Consider the following 23,637-nt stretch of genomic DNA (forward strand, 5'->3'; position numbering starts at 1 on the left):
GTAACAAAGGGCACGGCTGTTTATTGCTGTGCCCTTTTTTTATGCCCGATGCCGCGCTGATATTAGGCTGCACCCAAATAATTTCGGGCGGCGTCGCGAACGTTATCTATCTCATCTAATAATTCAAGCCACTCAGGCTGCAAATCTTGTAACGCCGTTTGTTGGCGTAACTGTTGTTCAATCGTCATACACAATTGCCTCAATCGAGGTACACCGCTACATGCGCAACTGCCATGAAACTTATGAATCAGATTCAGAATATCATCATCATGAGCGCCAGCCAGAATCGCCTGTACGCGTTCGGCAACTTGTGGTGTCAACTCTAACAACATGGTTAAAAGGTCTTTGGCCAGCGTTTCTTTATTCGCTGCTTGTCTCACTGCTAATGGCCAGTCTATTGACCCCTGACATCCAGATGGTGGCATTGACTGAATGTCAGTTTCTACCCGAAATTTTTTTATACAATCAGGTTGATAGCCCGAAAGTGCTTGTATTAGCCGAGCTTCATCAATGGGTTTTGCCAGATAATCTGCCATACCTAATTTTAATAATTGTTCTTGTTGTCCACGGACGGCATGAGCAGTGACGGCAATGATCGGCGTGTCTTGGTGATGTGACATCTGATGAATCACTTCACTGGCACGAATGCCGTCGATTTCCGGCATTTGGATATCCATTAAAATGATGTCCAGTGTATTTTCACGGGCGTAGGTTATGGCTTTTGCCCCGCTGTCGCATAACACGGTTTCTTCAACCAATTCTTCCAGTAAGGTTCCTATTAATTTCAAGTTAGCCGGGTTGTCGTCCACGGCCATGACTTTAAATGGTAGCTTTGGCAATTTACTGGGCTGTTCTGTCACTGCTAATTCACTAAGAGGTTCTTCGCATAGTAATAAAGGAATCAATCGATTAGATGATAATGGTTTTATCAGGCAGGCTTTGGCTCCTATTTGTTTAAGTTGCTCAGCTTCCACTTGTGACTGACTGGGTAATGCTAGAATAACTCGCTCAGCAACTTTCAGTGCAGCCACCAATTTATCCTGATGAACTGCCATATTATTGCGGAATGGAATGGGCACCCCAACCAGCAGGAAATCATAATGTTGCAACGGCAATTGCGCTAATGTTTGGCTATGAGTGACCTGCAAAGGTGTGATATTGAGAATATCCAGTGTTGCTCTTGCCGCAGTAGCATTGCGTTCAATATAGGCCAGCGTTTTCCCTTCCAGATGCGACATATCGGGATGGCGATAGGGAATGGCTTCATTGAGATTCAAGGTGAGATGGAACCTGAAAGTCGACCCCCGATCAACCTGGCTGTGGAAGCTGATATCGCCGCCCATTTCTTTTACCAATCTTTCGGTGATAACCAGCCCAAGCCCGGTTCCCCCATGTCGACGTGAAATACTGGCATCAGCCTGACGAAAAGCCTGGAATAACTGGGTTTGCTGGGATTCAGAAATACCAATGCCGGTATCGTGAATTTCTACCACTAAGGTTACTTGCTGCGGAGTTTTTGTCTGTGTGGCCACCAGAATATCGATATTGCCCTGTTCGGTGAATTTAATCGCATTACCCAGCAAATTGGTGACTATTTGCTGTAAACGCATGGCATCACCAATCACTTGCTCCGGAACATCATTATTAACATGAAGGGTTAGCTCCAGGCCTTTTTCATGGGCGGTATGTGCCAACAGAATAATGACTTCATCCAACGCACCACGCAGTGGGAACGGGATGTGTTCAAGAACCAATTTTTCGGCTTCTAACTTGGAGAAGTCCAGTACATCATTAATGATGCATAACAGATTGTTGGCCGAGCGCTGAATGGTTTGTAGATAATCAGTTTGTGTCGGTGTCAGCGATGTTTTCAGTGTTTGGCGGGTAAAGCCAATCACCCCATTCAGCGGGGTTCGTAGCTCATGAGACATATTAGCCAGAAATTCAGATTTAATCCGCGCGGCTTCCTGCGCACGTTTTTTCGCCAGCCCCAATTCAACGTTTTGGATTTCCATCTGTTCCAGTGTTTCACGCAAATCTGACGTGGCTTGATCAATATTTTGTTGCATCTCTTCGTGATAGGCCGCCAGTGACATGGCCATTGAGTTGATGCCGTTTTTCAGAATATTTAGCTCCCCGAGCATTTGCCCTTCAACTCGGCTGTCTAATTGCCCGCGGCGAATGCGGTCAACGGCATTCACCATGTTACGGATGGGGCCAGTGACATCACGCATCAGCCGATAAGCAAACAAAATCGCCACACACATGCAGAACAGCAGCAGCAGAGTCGAAATAAAGATTTCTTTATATTGCTGCAAGCGAACTGATTGTAAATCCAAATCCATGGCGATATAGCCCAATGGCCGATTCGTGATATCGGAATCGGAAGCTCGATCACTGGATAGGTTGGATTCTGACACAATGGGCATCCGCAAAATCAGAGAGTCGCCGCGATAGGAAAGCATCAGTGAAGTCGGAATGGGGGTGCCTTTAGGCAATCTTAATTGTGAGGAATTGTAATTATAGTTAGATGTAACAAAAAGATGGTTATCTGCGTCAAAAACAGAAATTGACCGAACAATACTCGAGTGACGGCGATGAAGTAGATTAATTAACTGACGAACAGTATCGCGGTTGCGAAAGGTCATCCCATATTCGCTGGCAACCGCTAGCGGCTCAATAATATTCGTGCCAGCATTAACTAATTGTTTTTGCAGCTCATTGTAACGATTGACCATAAAGGACGTGCTGAGTAACAGCCCAAGAAGCAGCGTGGGGGCCAAGATTAAAATCATCATGCGCGCGCGAAGACTGTATTTGGTCATGGTATTCCAATGTGGGAGAATCAGCAGCTTACAAAACCGATGTTTGATCAATCAATATGGCGTAATTCTACTCTCCAAACCGGCGTGTGACGACCAAACAAACGCTAACTGTGGCAGTAAATTCGCTCGACCCCTTTGGTTAAGCGGGGCGTACCACCAAGGCAAAGCTATCTTTATCCCCGCTGCTTTACCAGAGGAGCAAGTTAAAAGTGTTACCGCTGGCAAGCGAGATTAGGTTGCCGCCTATCTGGCTGGCAGTAGTGATAGTCTGGAAAACTCATCAGTGCGGAACCCTATTACCTGATTTGGGGTCTATATTGAGTGTTTCATTCGCGAGATTTTACTCAAGTCAATGAGGCGGTTAACCCGCAAATGTTGGGTCAGGCTATAGCATGGCTGGATGTGTAGCCCTATGAGCTGATGTTGGATCTGTTCTGCGGTAGGGATAATTTTATCTTGTCATTAGTAAAATTTGCCGCGAAGTGGTCGGTGTGGAAGGAGTTGCGGCGTGAGTAGCGAATGGGCAGTATAATGCATTGAATAACGCGTTGCCCAAGGTGTCTTTTTTCCATGAAAATTTGGAATCCGACATCAATTGTCAGCCGTGGGCAACACCGGTATTTGATAAAATATGGTTAGATCTTGCACAGGTGCTGCCGGGGTCATGCCAGATTGCTACATATAGTTAAATACTAGTTAAATATATAATAGTTAAACAAATACAGTTAAACACATATAGTTAAACTGGCGTCAAAGCGGGTGGTGTATATTTTGTGTCATCCCACCGTGCGGGCACGAAATAGTCAGGTGCTGTTAGCCGCCGGTTACCGTCTTGCTCGGTGCGAATGTTAGATATATTTCCCCACACCGGGCATCTTGAATCTATGGCGCTGTTGATGCAGGAGCCAGGGGTCGCAAAGTAGGGAGAAGTTATGGTTGCGGTACGAAGTGCACATTTGAATCCAGCGGGCGAGTTTGCTCTCGACGACTGGATAGCCAGTTTGGGACTTTCTAATCTGCAATCAGGTGAGCGATTAGCCGAGACTTGGCGCTACTGTGAGCAGCAGACGCAAAACCACCCCAATGCCTCGCTGTTGCTGTGGCGCGGCCTTGAAATGGTTGAGATTCTTTCCACCCTGAGCATGGATAATGACAGTATGCGCGCTGCGCTGCTGTTCCCGCTGGTGGATGCCAATGTGGTGGATGAAGCCACATTGACCGAACAATTCGGTAAAAGTATTACTTATTTGGTGCATGGTGTGCGCGATATGGATGCCATCCGCCAGTTAAAAGCCACCCACAATGATTCCATGAGCTCTGAGCAAGTGGATAATGTGCGCCGTATGTTATTGGCGATGGTGGAAGATTTCCGCTGTGTAGTCATCAAGTTAGCAGAGCGTATTGCGCATCTGCGCGAAGTGAAAGATGCGCCGGAAGATGAGCGCGTACTGGCGGCCAAAGAGTGTTCCAATATTTATGCTCCACTGGCTAACCGCTTGGGTATTGGCCAGATCAAGTGGGAGTTGGAAGACTTCTGTTTCCGCTATCTGCACCCTGATGAATATAAGCAAATCGCCAAATTACTCCACGAGCGCCGTATTGATCGTGAGCAATTCATTGATGACTTTGTCGCTTCATTGCATGCAGCCATGGCGGCAGAGGGTATCAAAGCCGACATTTATGGTCGCCCCAAGCACATCTATAGCATCTGGCGCAAAATGCAGAAGAAGTCGCTGGCTTTCGATGAACTGTTTGATGTGCGCGCAGTGCGGGTGGTGGTGGAGCGCTTGCAGGATTGCTATGCCGCGCTTGGCATTGTTCATACCCATTTCCGTCATTTACCTGATGAATTTGACGACTACGTCGCCAACCCTAAACCTAATGGTTATCAATCGATCCATACGGTAGTGCTGGGGCCGCGTGGTAAAACGCTTGAAATTCAAATTCGTACCCGTCAGATGCATGAAGATGCAGAACTGGGAGTTGCTGCGCACTGGAAGTATAAAGAGGGCGCGGTAGTCGCAGGTCGCTCTGGTTATGAAGGGCGGATTGCCTGGTTGCGTAAATTGATTGCCTGGCAGGAAGAAATGGCGGATTCCGGCGAAATGCTGGATGAAGTGCGCAGTCAGGTATTTGACGACCGCGTATATGTGTTCACACCGAAAGGCGATGTCATTGATTTACCTGCCGGTTCTACACCGCTGGACTTTGCTTACCATATCCACAGTGATGTCGGCCACCGCTGTATTGGGGCCAAAATCAGTGGCCGGATAGTGCCGTTTACTTACCAGTTACAGATGGGTGATCAGATTGAAATTATCACTCAGAAGCAGCCTAACCCAAGCCGCGACTGGCTGAATCCTAACCTCGGCTATGTCACCACCAGCCGCGGGCGCTCTAAGATTCATAACTGGTTTAGAAAACAAGATAGAGACAAGAATATTCTTGCCGGTCGGCAGATGTTGGACGACGAGCTGGAGCACCTGGATATCAGCTTGAAAGAGGCTGAGAAGCTGCTGGTTCCGCGCTATAACATGAATTCCATGGATGAAGTGTTAGCAGCCATTGGTGGCGGTGATATCCGTCTGAATCAGATGGTCAACTTCCTGCAAGGAAAATTGAATAAGCCGACGGCGGAAGAGGCGGATTTAGAGGCTTTACGCCATCTGAATAATAAACATCAGCCAGCACCGCGTAATGCCAGCAAAGACAGCGGGCGCATTGTGGTCGAAGGTGTCGGTAATCTGATGCACCATATTGCTCGCTGCTGTCAGCCTATTCCGGGCGATGAAATTATTGGTTTTATTACGCAGGGGCGCGGTATATCCATTCACCGTGCTGATTGTGAGCAGTTAGCTGAATTACAATCCCATGCGCCTGAGCGGATTGTTGATGCGGTTTGGGGCGAAAGCTATTCCAGTGGCTATTCGCTGGTGGTGCGAGTCACGGCCAATGATCGCAGTGGTTTGCTGCGTGATATCACCACCATTTTGGCAAACGAAAAAGTCAATGTGCTGGGCGTTGCCAGCCGTAGCGATACCAAAAAGATGGTAGCGACCATCGACATGGACATCGAGATCTACAACTTGCAGGTGCTGGGTAGGGTGTTAGCCAAGCTGAATCAGTTGCCGGATGTGATAGATGCCCGTCGACTCCACGGCAATTAATTTTTTTGATCTGGACGGCTACTGCGCTTTGCCATTTTAGTCTTGGGCTATGCTCGGCTTCCTCATGTACTCAAGTACATTCCGGAGTCCTGCGCGCAGTCCGCAACTAAACTGGCTGCACTCGCTACGCCTCGAATTTTAAAAAATAAAAAAGTGAATAAATTCATATGACTAAGTCAGTAACTCCCCCAGATGCCACGGCCTTAGCTCTGCAACGTTTGTTGGATATTATGCGCACCTTGCGTGACCCCGAGCACGGCTGTCCGTGGGATCGTAAGCAGACTTTTGACACTATTGCGCCCTACACGCTGGAAGAAACTTATGAAGTGCTTGACGCGATTCAGCGCAAGGATTTCGACGATCTTCGCGACGAATTGGGTGATTTACTGTTTCAGGTGGTGTTTTATGCGCAAATGGGGCAGGAGCAAGGGCTATTTGCCTTTGATGATGTTTGCCATGCTATCAGCGATAAATTAGTGCGTCGCCATCCACATGTGTTCCTCGGTGCGCCGCAAAATGATTCAGACGCTATAATTACCAGTGATACGGCATTGGCAGGGTGGGAGTCGCGTAAAGCCGAGGAACGGGCGCAGAAAGCGTTGTATTCGGCATTGGATGATATCCCTGATGCCCTGCCAGCCTTGATGAAAGCACATAAAATCCAGAAACGCTGTGCATCAGTAGGTTTTGATTGGGACACACTCGGGCCGGTGCTCGATAAAGTCTACGAAGAGATCGATGAAGTGATGTTCGAAGCTCGGCAAGCTGTGGTGGATGAAGAAAAGTTGGGTGAGGAAATTGGCGATTTACTGTTTGCTACGGTTAATTTATCTCGCCATTTGGGGCATAAAGCTGAAAATGCCTTACAGGCGGCAAATCGCAAGTTTGAACGTCGTTTTCGTCAGGTAGAACAAATAGTTACAGCGTCAGGTAAAACCATGGAGAGCGCGACACTGGATGAAATGGAATCTGCCTGGCAGCAAGTTAAACAGCAAGAAACTGAAATGTAAGGTGTTTTAATTCATTTGGTGGATGGTTGTTGAATTTTAATTGCGTTAATATATTGAATTATAACGGATAGCAAGACGATGTTTCGCTCGGTAAAAACGGCAAAAATGGCCACTCGCGCGGAGAGTGTTTGTAGCGAAACCAAGGTTCGGGTATACTACTTTCCCGTCTTGGTTCTTCCATCGTCTTTAAACCTAAACTCTCAGGTTCAGCATGACAACTAATTATATTTTTGTGACCGGCGGGGTCGTATCCTCTCTGGGTAAAGGCATTGCCGCAGCCTCTCTGGCGGCTATACTTGAAGCCCGTGGCCTCAACGTTACCATCATGAAACTGGACCCGTATATCAACGTGGATCCGGGCACCATGAGCCCGACTCAACACGGGGAAGTTTTTGTCACCGAAGATGGTGCTGAAACCGATCTGGATTTAGGGCATTACGAGCGTTTCATTCGCACTAAAATGACTCGCCGTAACAACTTCACCACTGGCCGTATTTACTCTGAAGTTCTGCGCAAAGAACGCCGCGGCGACTATCTGGGTGCAACTATTCAGGTTATTCCTCATATCACTAATGCCATCAAAGAACGCATCATCGAAGGCGGCGAAGGCCACGATGTTGTCTTGGTTGAAATTGGCGGCACTGTCGGTGATATCGAATCCTTGCCATTCCTGGAAGCTATTCGTCAGATGGCGGTTGATGTTGGTCGCGAGCATACGCTTTACATGCACCTGACGTTGGTTCCTTACCTGGCCGCTGCGGGCGAAGTGAAAACTAAGCCAACGCAACATTCGGTAAAAGAGCTGCTTTCTATTGGTATTCAGCCAGATGTGCTGATTTGCCGTTCTGACCGCGCGGTTCCTGCTAATGAACGGGCTAAAATTGCATTATTCTGTAATGTGCCAGAAAAAGCGGTTATCTCACTAAAAGATGTTGATTCCATTTATAAAATCCCAGGGCTATTGAAATCACAGGGCCTTGACGATTATATTTGTAAACGATTCAGCTTAACTTGTCCTGAAGCAAATCTCGCAGAATGGGAACAGGTATTATACGAAGAGTCGAATCCAGGTGGCGAAGTGACCATTGGGATGATCGGCAAATATGTAGAACTGCCAGATGCCTATAAATCTGTGATTGAAGCTTTGAAGCACGGCGGGCTGAAAAATCGTCTGACGGTGAATATCAAGCTAATTGATTCACAGGATGTTGAGACGCGCGGCGAAGAGATGCTGAAAGGATTGGATGCTATCCTCATCCCTGGGGGCTTCGGCTACCGTGGTGTGGAAGGCAAAGTTCTGGCCGCACGTTATGCTCGTGAACACAATATTCCTTATCTGGGCATTTGCCTGGGTATGCAGGTTGCACTGATGGAGTTTGCCCGTAATGTTGCGGGGATGGAAAACGCGAACTCCACAGAATTTGTGCCAGACTGTAAGTATCCGGTGGTTGCATTAATCACCGAATGGCGTGATGAAGACGGCAACGTTGAAGTACGCACGGAAGAGAGCGATTTGGGCGGTACCATGCGTGTGGGTGGGCAACAGTGCCACCTGACCGAAGGTAGCCTGGTACGTCAGATGTATGGCGAACCTACCATCGTTGAGCGTCATCGTCATCGTTATGAAGTCAACAACATGTTGTTGAAGCAGATTGAAGCCGCCGGGCTACGCATAGCAGGGCGTTCTGCGGATAACAAACTGGTGGAAATTATTGAGCTGCCAAATCATCCGTGGTTTGTGGCTTGTCAGTTCCATCCAGAATTTACTTCGACGCCACGTGATGGTCACCCGTTGTTCGCCGGCTTTGTGAAAGCGGCTGGTGAGTATCAGAAGCGCCAGGTGAAATAAAATATTTGGTAGAAGGGGCGGCAGCGATGTCGCCCCCTCTGTCTGGAGTTTTAGTTTAACTTGTACTGAGGAAAATCTAATGTCCAAAATCGTTAAAGTCATCGGTCGCGAAATCATCGACTCCCGTGGTAACCCAACTGTAGAAGCTGAAGTTCATCTGGAAGGCGGTTTTGTTGGTTTGGCTGCGGCACCATCAGGTGCATCTACCGGTTCCCGTGAAGCACTGGAATTGCGTGACGGTGACAAATCCCGTTTCCTGGGCAAAGGCGTTCTGAAAGCCGTTGCAGCAGTAAATGGCCCAATTGCTCAGGCAGTTATCGGTAAAGATGCTAAAGACCAGGCTAACATCGATAAAATCATGATCGATTTGGATGGGACTGAGAACAAGTCACAGTTTGGTGCTAACGCCATCTTGGCTGTTTCTCTGGCAGCAGCTAAAGCAGCAGCAGCATCTAAAGGTATGCCTTTGTACGAGCATATTGCTGAACTGAATGGTACCCCAGGCAAGTTCTCTATGCCATTGCCTATGATGAACATCATCAACGGCGGCGAGCATGCTGATAACAACGTTGATATTCAAGAGTTTATGATTCAGCCAGTTGGAGCTAAAACTCTGAAAGAAGCGGTTCGCATCGGTTCTGAAGTGTTCCATACTTTGGCTAAAGTTCTGAAATCCAAAGGCATGAGCACCGCAGTAGGCGACGAAGGTGGCTACGCGCCAAACCTGGGTTCTAATGCCGAAGCACTGGCTGTTATCGCTGAAGCGGTAAAACTGGCAGGCTACGAGTTGGGCAAAGACGTTACTCTGGCGATGGACTGTGCTGCATCTGAATTCTATAAAGATGGCAAATATGTTCTGGCTGGCGAAGGCAACAAAGCTTTCACTTCTGAAGAGTTCACTCACTTCCTGGAAGACCTGACCAAACAGTACCCAATTGTATCTATCGAAGACGGTCTGGACGAATCTGACTGGGCTGGCTTCAAATACCAGACCGAAGTCCTGGGTGATAAAATCCAGTTGGTTGGTGATGATCTGTTCGTAACCAACACCAAGATCCTGAAAGAAGGTATCGAGAAAGGTGTTGCTAACTCTATCCTGATTAAATTCAACCAGATTGGTTCTCTGACCGAAACTCTGGCTGCTATCAAGATGGCGAAAGATGCAGGTTACACCGCGGTTATCTCTCACCGTTCAGGCGAAACCGAAGATGCTACTATTGCCGATCTGGCAGTAGGTACCGCAGCAGGCCAGATCAAAACGGGTTCTATGAGCCGTTCTGACCGTGTTGCTAAATACAACCAGCTTATTCGGATTGAGGAAGCGCTGGGCGACCGCGCACCATTCAACGGTCTGAAAGAAGTAAAAGGCCAGTAATTACTGTGCTTTAGCTTTGATTAAAGTTGATTGAAAAACCCGCTGCGGCGGGTTTTTTCATACCTGGAGTGTAGCGAGAGAGTCATCTGGGTAATTATAACTACTTTAAATTTATATAATCCCGACATGTTATATAAATGTTTCTTATATGTTGATTTCAATGATGTGATGCTTGTCACGAAATATTGTTTGCAGTCTAATTTTTTATTACTACAATTAATATCTCATGGATTTGATTAATTAGAATTCCTTATTTATTCTGATGCGACTAATGGCTATTCATAATTGATGCAGACATTATAGATATAGGAGGGTTTTTATCTTGGTCTAATGGGGTAAAGTGACATGCTCAATAGAATTGTTATTGTCGGTGGTGGCACTGGCGGTACTATTTTAGCTAATTTATTAGCAGCTAAATTGCATCGGGATATTCTTGAAAGGAAAGTTGAATTAATACTTATTTCTGACTCTCCGGTTCACTACTATAAACCCGCTTTTATGTATGTCGCTTTTAATTTATTTTATAAACAAGAGTTGGAACGTTCACAACAAAGTTTATTACGGCCAGAAGTTACTTTTATTGTTGATAAAGCGGAGGATTTCGATTTATCTAAAAGAGAAATATCATGTCGTAGTGGGAAAAAATATAATTATGACTTTTTAGTGTTTGCGACAGGATGTGTTCCCCGGCCAGATAGAATTGAGGGCCTGGCTGAAGCCGGCGATCATTTTTATCAATATGCCGCTTCTCATCAATTAGCTGATAAATTAGCGAAAATAGAGAAAGGCCGTATTTTTATCACCGTCTCCTTCCCGCAAACACCCAATGTACCCCATCAATGTGGCATTGCTCCGATAGAAACTACACTGATGTTGGATGACTATCTCCGCCGTCGTGGAGTGCGTAATACCATTGAAATTGTTTATACCTATCCCACGGTTTCTCAGCTGTTGCGTAATTGTCTTTTCTTACAAAGACCTACAGGGGAAGTTTTACCCAATATTTTTGCCGCTAAAGGTATCAAGCACCAGCGCGGTTTTACGCTGCAAAAAATCGACCCCGATAAAAAGATTGCCTATTCCGCCGAGGGAGACGAGCAACCCTTTGATATCTTAATGAGTACTCCGCCGATTACCGCTGTGGATGCGGTGCGTAACACCGGATTGAGTGAATGGGATAACGGGGAGGGTTGGTTACCGACTGACCACCAAACTCTGCAAGTCTATGGGCAGCCGGGGGTTTATGTTATTGGTGATACCGTTGACCTACCGATTAGCAAAGCAGGCGGTTCCTGTCATAACCAAGCGCCTGTTATTGCTGACAATATTGTCTCTGAGCTGCGCATCGGCTACCCAACCAGTCATTACGATGGAAAAGTACAAGCGCTGGCCCAAATGGGGCTGAATGCGGGGATGCCGCTATGGTACGACTACCGCAATGATGTGATGCCAACACCACCGACCAAAGTGGGTGGAATGTTACGCAATGGTTTTAACCGTGGCTTATATTGGGCCACTGTCCGTGGCCTGATTTAATAAGAGAAAATATGAGCGAACATCAATCAGATGAAAGTCATGTTGATAAAGAAATAATGCCTGAAGCCGATTTCACGCAATTGCTTAATAAATTACAGCCCTTATTAGCGGGAGGGCGATTAAATAACGCAGTAGATATATTGTCATTGTTATCTGATGTGGTTGATATTGCAGATAATGCATTGGTCGAGAAACTGGCTGGTGTATTCGAAGGCATTGTTGCCGTTGGTTGGGAGAGTGGTAGTGCATTAAGGATGGCGAATACTGAGCTGCGACTTAATCAAGAGGCAGTTAATTACCGTTCATTATATTCTTTATTTCGCGACCGAGACACATTAGTCGGTATTACGTTGTTATTACGGACGTTACAGATAATTGGTCAAAGAATTAATGCTACAAAAATATCGCCACCTTAAAGTTATAAGCTACTTTATGAGGATATAGAGATGTCGATGCAATCAGCAAAGTCTTTTTCTACTCAGGCTATTCATTATGGTTATCACCCTCAAGAGCATTTAGGCGCATTATCGCCACCAGTTTATATGAGCTCAACTTTCACTTTCCCCAGTGCGGAATACGGTGGGGCTTGTTTTGCCGGAACAGAGAAAGGTTATTTTTACTCAAGAATCAGTAACCCAACATTAGATTTATTGGAGCGCCGTATTGCCATACTGGAAGGCGGTGAGGCGGCAGTCTCTTTTTCATCCGGGATGGGGGCTATTACGGCTTGCTGTTGGACGTTTCTTAAACCGGGTGATGAAATCATTGTCGACCAAACCATTTATGGCTGCACTTATGCTTATTTTCATCATGGATTGGCGCGATTTGGGGTGAAAATTACCCACGTAGATTTAACTGATTCGCGAAAACTGGCTGCGGCCATTTCAGAACAAACCAGGTTGGTTTATTGCGAAACTCCAGCTAATCCGAATATGCGAATTGTAGATATCGCGGCGCTAAGCCAAATTACCCGTGCTAATGACGCGCTCTTTATCGTGGATAACACCTACTGCACCCCCTATTTGCAAACACCTTTGGCGCTAGGTGCGGATATTGTCGTGCATTCTGCGACCAAATATTTGGGCGGGCACGGTGATTTGTTAGCGGGATTAGTGGTAACGCGCAAAAATCTGGCAGACCAAATTCGCCTGGTGGGGTTAAAAGATATGAATGGCGCGGTATTATCTGCGCAGGATGCAGCACTGATTTTACGCGGGATGAAAACACTGGCTGTACGTATGGAAAGGCACTGCGCTAGCGCCCAAACTATTGCTGAAAAGTTATCTCAGCATCCATTGGTTGAGCAGATTTATTATCCCGGATTACCAAACTTTCCCCAGCATGAGTTGGTCAAGCGGCAAATGACAGGGGCTGGCGGCATGATTGCTTTTGAACTTCGTGGCGGCATGGCGGCGGGTATCGCCTTTCTCAATGCGCTACAACTCATTTATCGTGCGGTCAGTTTGGGCGACTGTGAAACATTAGCGCAGCACCCGGCCAGCATGACGCATTCCTCCTATACTCCGGAAGAGCGGCGTCATCATTTAATTAGCGATGGGTTAATTCGACTATCGGTGGGGTTAGAGGATGTGGAGGATCTATTAAATGATTTACTTCAGGCATTAGAGGTCGCAAAGACAATCCATGGAAATGCCGAGTTAATCGCTGATTGAGAGGGGAAACCTTATCGCTTACTTTTCCAATTTAACCGGGTTAATCTGCTATTTTGCAGATTAACCTATTGTTATCGATTACTTATTCCTGCGAGATTAATCCGAATCTCGTCACAATGCCCCACCTGACTCACATCTCTAACACCACCATCGTGCAGATCATTCACCGCCCGTTATCATTAATCATTACCCGAATGATTCGGCAATAATGCATAAAGGAAGATAAACAATGAAATTGAAATACTTACTGTTACCGGCGATGCTTTTCTCCGGCAGTTTATTGGCGGCAGATGTTACCGTCACAATGAATGAAGCGCTGCCAACGGGCAATGGTAAGGCGCTGGGTACAGTTACCCTGACCGAAACCCCTTATGGATTATTGTTCACGCCAAATCTGACTGGGCTGGTTGCGGGGGTTCATGGTTTCCATCTCCATGAAAATCCACGTTGTGCGCCGGGGCAGAAAGACGGTAAAGCGGTGCCCGCATTGGCTGCGGGCGGCCATTTCGACCCGCAAAAAACCGGGACGCACCTTGGGCCTTATAGTGATAAAGGGCATTTGGGTGACCTGCCGGGGCTGGTGGTCAATGCCGATGGCACTGCGACCTACCAAGTATTGGCTCCACGTCTGAAATCGTTATCAGAGGTGAAACAACATGCGCTAATGATTCATGCTGGTGGTGATAACTATGCCGACCATCCAATGCCTTTGGGTGGTGGCGGTGCGCGAATGGCTTGTGGTGTCATCGAGTAACGGCCTGATACAAACAAACTGGTAGCCTCGGTGTTACCCGTTTGGTCACAGCCAGGGAATCTGCGATAATCGCGCATTGGTTTGAATCACGATAGAGATGCTAATGCAGTACCCGATTAATGAAATGTTCCAGACCTTGCAGGGCGAGGGTTACTTCACCGGCGTACCGGCGATTTTCGTGCGTTTGCAGGGCTGCCCAGTAGGTTGTAGCTGGTGCGACACCAAACATACCTGGGAAAAAGAGGCCGATCGGGAAGTCGATATGCAGCGCATCATGGTAAAAACTGCGGAAAGTGATCTCTGGGGAACAGCCAGCGAGCAGCAGTTATTGGATATTTTCCGTCAACAAGGATATACCGCCCGCCATGTAGTGATAACTGGGGGGGAGCCAGCGATTTACGATTTGCTTCCTTTAACATCTCAGTTGGAGCAAGCCGGTTACAGTTGCCAAATTGAAACTAGCGGGACTCATGAAGTGCAGTGTTCGGCGACCACGTGGGTGACGGTTTCGCCAAAAGTGAATATGCGCGGCGGCCTAAAAGTATTACCGCAGGCATTACAGCGCGCAGATGAAATTAAGCACCCGGTGGGGCGTTTACGGGATATCGAAGCACTGGAAGCACTGCTGGTAACACTGACGGATGACAAAAAGCGGATTATTGCTTTGCAGCCGATTAGTCAGAAAGAAGAAGCCACTAAGCTCTGCATTGAAACCTGTATCGCCAAGAATTGGCGGCTCTCCATGCAGACGCATAAATACCTAAACATAGCTTAAAGTGCAGGGCGTGGCAGCGCCCTGACGAATGATTTAACCGCGGTAAACACAACCCGCCGAGCAGGTCTCTTTTACCATGACGGCGCTGAGTTCTGGTAATTGCGGTTTAAGCTGCTGCCAAATCCAACAGGCCAGCACTTCACTGGTCGGGTTTTCCAGACCGGGAATGTCATTCAGATAGTGATGATCCAAACGTTCCCAAATTGGCTTGAATGCAGCCTTGAGATCAGCAAAGTCCATCACCCAGCCGGAGTGAGCATCAACTTCACCTGTGACCTCAATACGGATCATAAATGAATGGCCGTGCAAACGACCACATTTGTGGCCCTCTGGGACATGGGGCAACAAGTGGGCGGCTTCAAACTGAAAATCTTTAAATAGGGTGGTGCTCATAATTCTGACCTTATTGACTCAAAAAACCGCCGCATAGTACCGGAAAGCATGGATACTGGCTATGAATGCGCGTAGCTGTATGCCCTATTGGGCTGGATGAATTTTGCTTATCTTCAACCTATTTCACTGATTTTTATACAGATGTAATTAATTTATGGCGAAATATCAGTGGGCAAAAATTTCCTAATAAGTTGAACACTTTAACTCATATCTATTACCTGAAAAACCACTTAGTCGTTTTGGTTATTTATTATTTCCATTGCTTCTTTAATTGTTATTATCGGGATGGTTAACCTTACAAACTATCAAGACTTTTGAGCGCAAACTGTTCGCACTGATAGCTGTCCGTGCCTATCGTGGCTAAGCATAAAGGAATTAGTACTGCAATGACGACTCAGGTTCCTCCTACTTCTTTACTCCCGCTATCGCCGGAGCAGTTGGCCCGCTTGCAAGCCGCGGTTGGTGAGTTTTCTCCCACCCAAATGGCATGGTTATCTGGCTACTTCTGGGGCATGGTTAACCAACAACCTGGCGCGGTTGTTGCTCCTGCTGTGGCCGCCCCAGCAGCGGCGATCACCCTGATTTCTGCTTCCCAAACCGGCAATGCGCGGCGTTTGGCTGAACAGTTACGCGACGACCTTTTAGCCGCCAAACTTAACGTCAATCTGGTTAATGCCGGTGATTATAAGTTTAAACAGATAGCCCAAGAACGTTTGCTGGTGATTGTTGCTTCCACCCAAGGCGAAGGCGAACCCGCCGAAGAGGCTGTGGCGCTGCATAAGTTCTTATTCTCTAAAAAAGCGCCTAAATTGCCAGAAACCGCCTTTGCGGTGTTTGGCTTAGGCGATACTTCCTATGAGCATTTTTGTCAGGCGGGCAAAGATTTCGACAACAAATTGGCTGAGTTGGGCGCGCAGCGGTTAGTTGAAAGAGTGGATGCTGATGTGGAATATCAAGGATCAGCCCAACAGTGGCGTCAGCAGGTTGTGGCGGCCTTGCAAGCCAGAGTGCCAGCCCAATCAACAGCGGCGGCGGCGGTCACACAAAGTGGTGTGGTCGATGAAATGACCTCCAGCCCTTATAGCAAAACCGCGCCACTTACCGCGCAGTTATCGGTACAGCAAAAAGTCACGGGGCGTCATTCTGAAAAAGATGTGCGCCACATTGAAATTGATTTAGGGGACTCCGGGCTGCGCTATCAGCCGGGTGATGCTCTGGGGGTCTGGTTTGATAATGACCCGGCACTGGTCGATGAGTTGCTGGCGCTATTGTGGCTTAAAGGTGATGAGCCGGTCAGTATTGATGGGCAGAATATATTGGTGTCACAAGCGCTGCGTAGCCATCTTGAACTGACGCAAAATACCACGGTGATTGTCGATAAATACGCCGCACTGTCCCGTGATGAGAAATTGATTGCTTTGCTGGCGGATAAACCGGCGCTGCAACATTACGCCAAGAACACCCCGATTGTGGATATGGTTCGTCAGGCCCCCTCTGATCTGAATGCCGATCAATTGGTTGCACTGTTGCGGCCACTAACTCCTCGCCTCTATTCCATTGCCTCCTCACAAGCTGAAACTGAGAATGAAGTGCATATTACCGTCGGTGTGGTGCGCTATGAGATTGATGGCCATCCACGTGCTGGCGGTGCTTCGGGGTATCTGGCGGACAGACTGGCAGTGGATGACGATATTCGCATCTTTATCGAACATAACGATAACTTCCGTTTACCGGCTAACCCAGAAACTCCAGTGATAATGATTGGGCCGGGAACCGGCATCGCGCCTTTCCGCGCCTTTATGCAGCAGCGCGAAGCCGATGGAGCCACGGGCAAGAACTGGCTACTTTTCGGTAACCCACATTTCACTGAAGATTTTCTCTATCAGGTTGAATGGCAACGTTATGTCAAAGACGGCTTGCTGACCCGCATTGATCTGGCCTGGTCGCGCGATCAAGCCCATAAAATATATGTACAAGACAAACTGCGCGAGCAAGGTGCAGAACTGTGGGACTGGATCCAACAAGGTGCCCACATTTACGTCTGTGGCGATGCCAACCGCATGGCTAAAGATGTTGAGCAAGTTTTACTGGACGTGGTGGCTCTGCACGGCGCGATGGATGCTGAGCAGGCTGATGAATATTTAAGTGAGCTGCGCCTGGCGCGCCGTTATCAGCGGGATGTGTACTGATGAATGAAAAACACCCAGGGCCATTGGTTGTTGCTGGAAAGCTTTCCGACGGCGAGCGCATGAAGTCACAGAGCAATTTCCTCCGCGGGACGATTGCAGAGGATTTGAATGACGGGCTGACCGGCGGTTTCAACGGCGATAACTTCCTACTGATTCGCTTCCACGGAATGTATCAGCAAGATGACCGCGATATCCGCGCTGAACGGACGGAACAGAAGCTTGAACCTCGTCATGCCATGATGCTGCGCTGCCGTTTGCCCGGCGGGATTATTACTCCGCAACAGTGGCTAGGTATTGATAAATTTGCTGCGGATAACACCTTATACGGCAGCATCCGTATCACTAACCGCCAGACATTCCAGTTTCATGGCATTCTGAAAGGAAATGTGAAACCGGCTCACCAGTTGCTCAATCAATTGGGCTTGGATGCATTGGCGACGGCAAATGATGTTAACCGTAACGTACTCTGTACCTCAAACCCAGTGGAATCAGTGCTCCATCAGGAAGCCTACGAATGGGCGAAGAAGATTTCTGAACATTTGTTACCGCGCACTCGTGCTTATGCTGAAATCTGGCTGGATGCAGAAAAAGTCGCGACCACCGATGAAGAACCGATCCTCGGTGCGACTTATTTACCGCGCAAATTTAAAACTACAGTCGTCATTCCGCCGCAAAATGATGTTGATCTCCATGCCAATGACCTCAACTTTGTTGCGGTGGCGGAGAAAGGCAAGTTGGTCGGTTTTAACGTGTTGGTTGGCGGTGGGTTATCCATTGCTCACGGTGATAAGAATACTTACCCACGTAAAGCCAGTGAATTCGGCTATATCCCGTTACAACACACTTTGGCGATTGCAGAGGCGGTGGTGACCACTCAGCGTGACTGGGGCAACCGCACTGATCGTAAGAATGCTAAAACCAAATATACGCTAGAGCGCGTCGGTGTTGATGTGTTTAAGGCCGAAGTTGAAAAGCGCGCGGGTGTGAGTTTCTCGGCTATCAAACCTTATCAATTTACTGGCCGCGGTGATCGCATCGGTTGGGTGAAAGGTATTGATAAAAAGTGGCATTTGACCCTATTTATCGAAAATGGCCGTTTGCTGGATTACCCCGGTCGCAGTCTGAAAACCGGTGTGGCAGAAATTGCCAAAATCCATCAGGGCGATTTCCGTTTAACCGCTAATCAGAACCTGATTGTGGCGGGGGTGCCGGAAAAAGACAAAGCGCGCATTGAAGCATTGGCCCGTGAGCACGGCTTGATGGATGACAATGTCAGCCCGCAGCGTGAAAACTCGATGGCCTGTGTTTCGTTCCCAACTTGCCCATTGGCAATGGCTGAAGCTGAACGTTTCTTGCCGGAATTTGTCACCCGCATTGAAGGTATTTTACAGCAACATGGTTTGCCCGATGAACATATTGTGATGCGAGTCACCGGCTGTCCGAATGGTTGCGGCCGTGCTTTGCTGGCTGAAGTGGGGCTGGTGGGCAAAGCCATGGGGCGCTATAACCTGCATCTGGGCGGCAACCGTGAAGGCACGCGGATACCGCGCATGTACCGTGAAAACATTACCGAAGATGAAATTCTGGCGATTACCGACCAGTTAGTCGGGCGCTGGGCTAAGGAACGCCATACTGATGAGGGTTTCGGTGATTTTGTTATTCGTGTCGGTGTTATTGCTCCGGTGATAGATTCAGCCCGCGACTTTTATGATGTTCAGGAGGCGGTGTGAGTCAATTCAATCTCAATGAACTTAATGCGCTGCCGAAAGCGGAACAAGCCGCGGCATTGGCGCTGGTTAATGGGCAACTGGAGCATTTAACCGCGCAAGAGCGCGTCAGTTGGGCATTAGAAAATCTGCCCGGTGAGTTTGTGCTCTCTTCCAGTTTTGGTATTCAGGCGGCAGTTTGCTTGCATTTGGTGACGCGGCAGCGCCCTGATATCCCGGTGATCCTCACGGATACCGGCTATCTGTTCCCGGAAACTTATCAGTTTATTGATTCTCTCACTGAAAAACTTCAGCTTAATTTGCAAGTGTTTCGCGCCCCTCAAAGCCCGGCCTGGCAAGAAGCTCGCTATGGCAAATTGTGGGAACAGGGTGTTGAGGGGATTGAGCGCTATAACGACCTGAATAAAGTTGAGCCGATGAACCGCGCACTGGAAACTTTAGGTGCTCAAACCTGGTTTGCCGGCCTGCGCCGTGAGCAATCGGGTAGCCGGGCAAAATTACCCGTTTTAGCCATTGCGCGCGGAGTGTTCAAATTGCTTCCTATCATTGATTGGGATAACCGCCAAGTTTATCAGTATTTGACCCAAAATGGCCTGAGTTACCATCCATTGTGGGAGCAGGGTTATTTATCTGTCGGCGATACCCATACAACCCGTAAATGGGAGCCGGGCATGAGCGAAGAAGAAACGCGCTTCTTTGGCCTAAAACGTGAATGCGGTCTGCATGAAAGCTGAGTGCGACTGATTGAGAATAGGGGCGCAAATAGCGCCCATTTTTTGCGGTGATTAACGGGCAATTCGCTCTCGAGCCAACTCCGCCAAGAACTGACTACGATTCCTATAACCACGGTGGGTGGCGATAAATTTATCGATCGCAGTGAGTAGATTCTGCGACATTGTCAGATTAAATTTTATGGCCTTACTTTCATATTTGGCCGGATCTATCTCAACAAATCCTAAAATCCCGCCATCCTCTCTTAACCGCGGATCGCCAATATAGCGGTGAGGATCTTGGGGGGGGAGGGGTAATGGAAAACCCTCATCCATTAATGCTTCAATATGAACAGCAAAGGCTTCTTCAGCATTTTTGCTAATATCAGCAAAGGTATTGCCCGCAAAAAAGCAGCTGTCGATATCAGGAAAATAGCCGTCGAATCCGTCCACGGTACTGAAGATGAAAATAGGGTAGATCATGGTTAACTCCCTAAGCATTGTTTAAATCAATTTAATCCCGGAAATCTGCTGAGCTTGTCGCAGTATGCCTTTGGATAACTCCTTGCGGGGATGGGGCAGTGTAATAATTTTACGGACTCCTGGTTTGCACAAAGTCATATGGCTTCCGCTATTGGTTTTTTTCTCACCTCTGATTTGCCAACCCGCATCCTGTAAGCGTTTTATTAATTCGCCACTCTCCATGTGATCTCCTGGTGAGCTGCTAGTAGGTATCATACCCACTAGCAAGATTGAGTCAATTATTTATGGGTATCATACCCACTAAAAGTTATACGCGAAAAGCATGAAAAAGGGCGACCATAATGATCGCCAAAGCTTTGAATACATTGATTTTTTTACTCGTTTTGCGCGATGTTTCGCACGGTGAAAATTATTTTTTAGCGCCAGCTAACGCTTGTATCAGCGGCAATAATATCTGCACCGTATCACCTGTGCGTTTAGTGATACGGCCGGGCAAGAACTTGTCCAGATAGTTTAAGTTATCCAGTGGGCTTTGATGGCGGGTAGTTCCTTGTGGAAAATGCTTGCTGATAGCCCGTTGCTGGCAACCATCTTGATTTCCTAAGCGATAGTTACTGGCCTCAACGGATAACACCGCTATTCCGGCGGCATCAAAGGCATTTTTCTCTGCCTTGCAGGGGGAGATTACCGGGCCTTTTACGGTGGCGGCGGTAATACCATAGCGGCGGGCCAGTGTCAGCGCTTGATCCTTTGCAGTAATGGCGGCGGGCTGATTACTGGCATTAAAATAGAGGCGATCGCCGGTGATCAAATTATCCAAATTGATCACCAGTAATGTGTTAGCTTTTTCAGCCGTGCTCATCCGTTGCAGATAATTTTCCGTGCCTTGCGCCCCTATCTCTTCGGCACTCAGTGCGACAAAACGTAAATCATAGCGCAGCGGCGTTTTTTTGAGGCGCTCCGCCAGCTCCAGCATCACCCCCACACCCGCCGCATTATCATCAACACCTTGCAGTGTTAAACCCCCCAGATTTTTATCTAAATCTTCGTCGCTTTGTGGGGTGTAAGTATCAAAGTGCGCCATGATGATTATCTGCTTTTGATCATCCGCTTTGTTGGCTGCATTCTCTTTATCTGTTGATATATTGCGGGCAGCAATCACTGAAGTGGCACTGATATTTCGCCAGTTTTGTTTACCATTTTTACTGGTATAGAGATAACGGGTATTAAACCCCCGCAAATTACTCTGATAGCCCATCTGCTGAAAACGATGATTAATATATTCAGCGGCCAGCAATTCCGCTGGGCTGCCCGCCATACGGCCAGGAAAGTAGGTGCTGATGTGGCGAGCTTGTTGTTCAGCTATTTGACCGATGGCTGGCAATGTCGCTGCCTGAAGTGACAGGACGGCAGTTAAACTCAGTGTAAAGAGTGCCCACTTTAGGCAACGGCGGGAAAACATACTGAAATATCCTTGTTAAAGTCAGAGCCACACCTACTGGCATGGACAACGCGGTATAGTATGAAACTCTCTGGGGAAATAGACAATTTGTATACTTCCTAAAGTGCGGATATTTATGTCACCAGATAAGAAAGTTCGTCACAGTGATGATCGGCTAGCATAGCTGGGAACCCTGTCATCACGCCTATATATCATTATGGAACTTGTAATTACTTTTCGTCATTTCATAAGGCCATAACCCCCCCCTATAGTCACCCTACGCTTATTATGTAATTGAAGGATGCTGTGGACTATCTACCTCTTTTTGCCGACTTGAAACGCCGCTCGGTATTGGTTGTTGGCGGCGGTGAAGTTGCTGCGCGAAAAATTGACTTACTCCACCGCGCGGGCGCACAGGTGCGGGTAGTGGCACAGACTCTCTCATCTGAACTTGAACAACAATATCAGGATGGCCGCATTAACTGGCTGGCATTAGATTTCTTGCCCGAGCAGTTGGATGAGGTATTTCTGGTGATTGCGGCCACCAATGATACTGCGCTGAATGCAGCGGTTTTCGCGGCGGCAGATAAGCGGCACCTGCTGGCGAATGTGGTGGATGACCAACCGCGCTGCTCGTTTATCTTCCCGTCGATTGTCGATCGCTCTCCGCTGGTGGTGGCGATTTCCTCTGCCGGTCAGGCACCGGTATTGGCGCGTATCTTGCGCGAGAAATTGGAAGCCTTGTTGCCCAGCAGTTTAGGTGAGATGGCGGCAATCGCTGGGCGCTGGCGTGGCCGGGTTAAGCAGCAAATTGCTTCAATGGGTGAGCGCCGCCGTTTTTGGGAAAATGCTTTCAGTGGCCGCTTTGCCAGTTTTGTCAGTCGTGGCCAATTAGCCGAGGCTGAAGAGGAACTGCAGTTGTCATTGGAGGGGCAGAGTAGCCCTCAGGGTGAAGTCGCCTTGGTGGGCGCAGGCCCCGGTGACCCCGGTTTATTGACCTTACGCGGTCTGCAAGTGATTCAACAGGCTGATGTGGTGCTGTATGACCATCTCGTCAGCCCGGAAGTGCTGGATTTAGTGCGCCGTGATGCTGAACGGATTTGTGTTGGCAAACGCGCGGGGGCGCATTCGGTCACTCAGGAAGAAACCAATCAATTACTGGTCACATTGGCACAGCGCGGGAAGCGGGTGGTTCGGCTAAAAGGTGGCGATCCTTTTATCTTTGGTCGTGGCGGTGAAGAGCTACAAGCTGTGGCGCGCGCGGGCATCCCCTTTCAAGTGGTGCCAGGGGTGACAGCGGCGAGCGGAGCAACAGCTTATGCTGGAATTCCTCTGACTCACCGTGACCATGCACAAAGTGTGACATTTATTACCGGGCATTGCCGCGCTGATGGCGATGATTTGGATTGGCAGGCGCTGGCCCGTGGTCGTCAGACTTTGGCCATCTACATGGGCACAGTGAAAGCGGCTGAAATCAGCCGGCAATTAATCACCCATGGCCGGGCCAGCACGACGCCAGTAGCAGTGATTGGCCGCGGCACCCGTGCTGATCAACAAGTTTTGACCGGCACACTGGCAGAGCTTGAATTACTCGCGCATCAGGCCCCGACACCAGCCCTGCTGGTTATCGGGGAAGTGGTGAATTTACATCACCAAATTGCCTGGTTTGGGCAACAACCGCAGACTGAACAGGCCATCAGCCCGTCAGTCGTGAATTTGGCATAAAGGAT

At 48.2% G+C, this 23,637-nt stretch carries 18 protein-coding genes and 2 pseudogenes; 15 read left to right on the forward strand and 5 right to left on the reverse strand.

Going from position 1 to position 23,637, the window contains the following annotated elements:
- Positions 1–62: 62 nt before the first annotated feature.
- On the reverse strand, positions 63–2,825 hold the full coding sequence (gene barA, locus FTA91_RS11285) for a two-component sensor histidine kinase BarA (protein ID WP_050114036.1): 2,763 nt from the start codon (positions 2,823–2,825) through the stop codon (positions 63–65).
- A 235-nt stretch (positions 2,826–3,060) separates the two neighbouring features.
- On the opposite strand from barA, the pseudogene rumA (FTA91_RS20565) reads away from it, so the two are divergent.
- The 11 genes and pseudogenes from rumA (FTA91_RS20565) to queE all read left to right on the forward strand — a co-directional run.
- Positions 3,061–3,473: pseudogene (gene rumA, locus FTA91_RS20565) on the forward strand (23S rRNA (uracil(1939)-C(5))-methyltransferase RlmD); the annotation flags it as partial.
- A gap of 81 nt (positions 3,474–3,554) precedes the next feature.
- A pseudogene (rumA, locus tag FTA91_RS20570) lies at positions 3,555–3,748 on the forward strand (23S rRNA (uracil(1939)-C(5))-methyltransferase RlmD); the annotation flags it as partial.
- A 9-nt stretch (positions 3,749–3,757) separates the two neighbouring features.
- Positions 3,758–5,992 carry a GTP diphosphokinase gene (relA, locus tag FTA91_RS11290; RefSeq protein ID WP_050114038.1) on the forward strand — a complete coding sequence of 745 codons (2,235 nt, stop codon included), beginning with the start codon at positions 3,758–3,760 and terminating at the stop codon, positions 5,990–5,992.
- A 167-nt stretch (positions 5,993–6,159) separates the two neighbouring features.
- Positions 6,160–7,002 carry a nucleoside triphosphate pyrophosphohydrolase gene (mazG, locus tag FTA91_RS11295; RefSeq protein WP_050114040.1) on the forward strand — a complete coding sequence of 281 codons (843 nt, stop codon included), beginning with the start codon at positions 6,160–6,162 and terminating at the stop codon, positions 7,000–7,002.
- Positions 7,003–7,213: 211 nt separating this feature from the next.
- Positions 7,214–8,851 carry a glutamine hydrolyzing CTP synthase gene (gene pyrG / locus FTA91_RS11300; RefSeq protein WP_050114042.1) on the forward strand — a complete coding sequence of 546 codons (1,638 nt, stop codon included), beginning with the start codon at positions 7,214–7,216 and terminating at the stop codon, positions 8,849–8,851.
- A gap of 79 nt (positions 8,852–8,930) precedes the next feature.
- Positions 8,931–10,226 carry a phosphopyruvate hydratase gene (gene eno, locus FTA91_RS11305; RefSeq protein ID WP_038636153.1) on the forward strand — a complete coding sequence of 432 codons (1,296 nt, stop codon included), beginning with the start codon at positions 8,931–8,933 and terminating at the stop codon, positions 10,224–10,226.
- A gap of 345 nt (positions 10,227–10,571) precedes the next feature.
- On the forward strand, positions 10,572–11,762 hold the full coding sequence (locus tag FTA91_RS11310; RefSeq protein ID WP_145583372.1) for an NAD(P)/FAD-dependent oxidoreductase: 1,191 nt from the start codon (positions 10,572–10,574) through the stop codon (positions 11,760–11,762).
- A gap of 56 nt (positions 11,763–11,818) precedes the next feature.
- Positions 11,819–12,178, forward strand: a complete 360-nt coding sequence (locus tag FTA91_RS11315; protein WP_050114199.1) for a hypothetical protein — start codon at positions 11,819–11,821, stop codon at positions 12,176–12,178.
- A gap of 30 nt (positions 12,179–12,208) precedes the next feature.
- A complete protein-coding gene (locus FTA91_RS11320) occupies positions 12,209–13,435 on the forward strand; it encodes a methionine gamma-lyase (protein WP_145535064.1) in 1,227 nt (408 codons plus the stop codon).
- Positions 13,436–13,664: 229 nt separating this feature from the next.
- On the forward strand, positions 13,665–14,189 hold the full coding sequence (sodC, locus tag FTA91_RS11325) for a superoxide dismutase family protein (RefSeq protein ID WP_050114051.1): 525 nt from the start codon (positions 13,665–13,667) through the stop codon (positions 14,187–14,189).
- Between the two features lie 103 nt (positions 14,190–14,292).
- Positions 14,293–14,964, forward strand: coding sequence for a 7-carboxy-7-deazaguanine synthase QueE (queE, locus tag FTA91_RS11330; RefSeq protein WP_050114053.1), 672 nt, complete (start codon positions 14,293–14,295; stop codon positions 14,962–14,964).
- 33 nt (positions 14,965–14,997) lie between these two features.
- Here queE and queD read toward each other — a convergent pair whose 3' ends face one another.
- A complete protein-coding gene (gene queD / locus FTA91_RS11335; RefSeq protein ID WP_050114054.1) occupies positions 14,998–15,357 on the reverse strand; it encodes a 6-carboxytetrahydropterin synthase QueD in 360 nt (119 codons plus the stop codon).
- A 386-nt stretch (positions 15,358–15,743) separates the two neighbouring features.
- Between queD and cysJ the strand changes: the two genes are divergently transcribed.
- From cysJ to FTA91_RS11355, 3 genes are read left to right on the forward strand one after another with little or no spacing between them, the layout of a single operon-like run.
- Positions 15,744–17,546 (forward strand): NADPH-dependent assimilatory sulfite reductase flavoprotein subunit, encoded by a 1,803-nt coding sequence (gene cysJ / locus FTA91_RS11345; RefSeq protein ID WP_145583373.1) that lies wholly within the window; start codon positions 15,744–15,746, stop codon positions 17,544–17,546.
- Positions 17,546–19,276: an assimilatory sulfite reductase (NADPH) hemoprotein subunit gene (gene cysI, locus FTA91_RS11350; protein ID WP_050114058.1), complete on the forward strand. Its 1,731-nt coding sequence runs from the start codon at positions 17,546–17,548 to the stop codon at positions 19,274–19,276. Before cysJ ends, cysI begins: the two co-directional genes overlap by 1 nt.
- Positions 19,273–20,007, forward strand: a complete 735-nt coding sequence (locus FTA91_RS11355) for a phosphoadenylyl-sulfate reductase (RefSeq protein ID WP_049558959.1) — start codon at positions 19,273–19,275, stop codon at positions 20,005–20,007. The genes cysI and FTA91_RS11355 overlap by 4 nt, the downstream gene beginning before the upstream one ends.
- 51 nt (positions 20,008–20,058) lie before the next feature.
- On the opposite strand, the gene FTA91_RS11360 is transcribed toward FTA91_RS11355, so the two are convergent.
- From FTA91_RS11360 to FTA91_RS11375, 3 genes are all read right to left on the reverse strand, one after another.
- Entirely contained in the window at positions 20,059–20,466 is a 408-nt protein-coding gene (locus FTA91_RS11360; protein WP_145535059.1) for a type II toxin-antitoxin system HicB family antitoxin, read from the reverse strand.
- A 21-nt stretch (positions 20,467–20,487) separates the two neighbouring features.
- A complete protein-coding gene (locus FTA91_RS11365) occupies positions 20,488–20,688 on the reverse strand; it encodes a type II toxin-antitoxin system HicA family toxin (protein ID WP_050114061.1) in 201 nt (66 codons plus the stop codon).
- 187 nt (positions 20,689–20,875) lie between these two features.
- Positions 20,876–21,928 (reverse strand): aminopeptidase, encoded by a 1,053-nt coding sequence (locus FTA91_RS11375; RefSeq protein WP_145535056.1) that lies wholly within the window; start codon positions 21,926–21,928, stop codon positions 20,876–20,878.
- A 285-nt stretch (positions 21,929–22,213) separates the two neighbouring features.
- Between FTA91_RS11375 and cysG the strand changes: the two genes are divergently transcribed.
- Complete coding sequence (gene cysG, locus FTA91_RS11380) at positions 22,214–23,632, forward strand: siroheme synthase CysG (RefSeq protein WP_050114064.1); 1,419 nt, start codon at positions 22,214–22,216, stop codon at positions 23,630–23,632.
- The last annotated feature ends 5 nt before the right edge of the window (positions 23,633–23,637 follow it).

It is taken from the genome of Yersinia thracica, from assembly GCF_902170565.1.
GTDB lineage: Bacteria > Pseudomonadota > Gammaproteobacteria > Enterobacterales > Enterobacteriaceae > Yersinia > Yersinia thracica.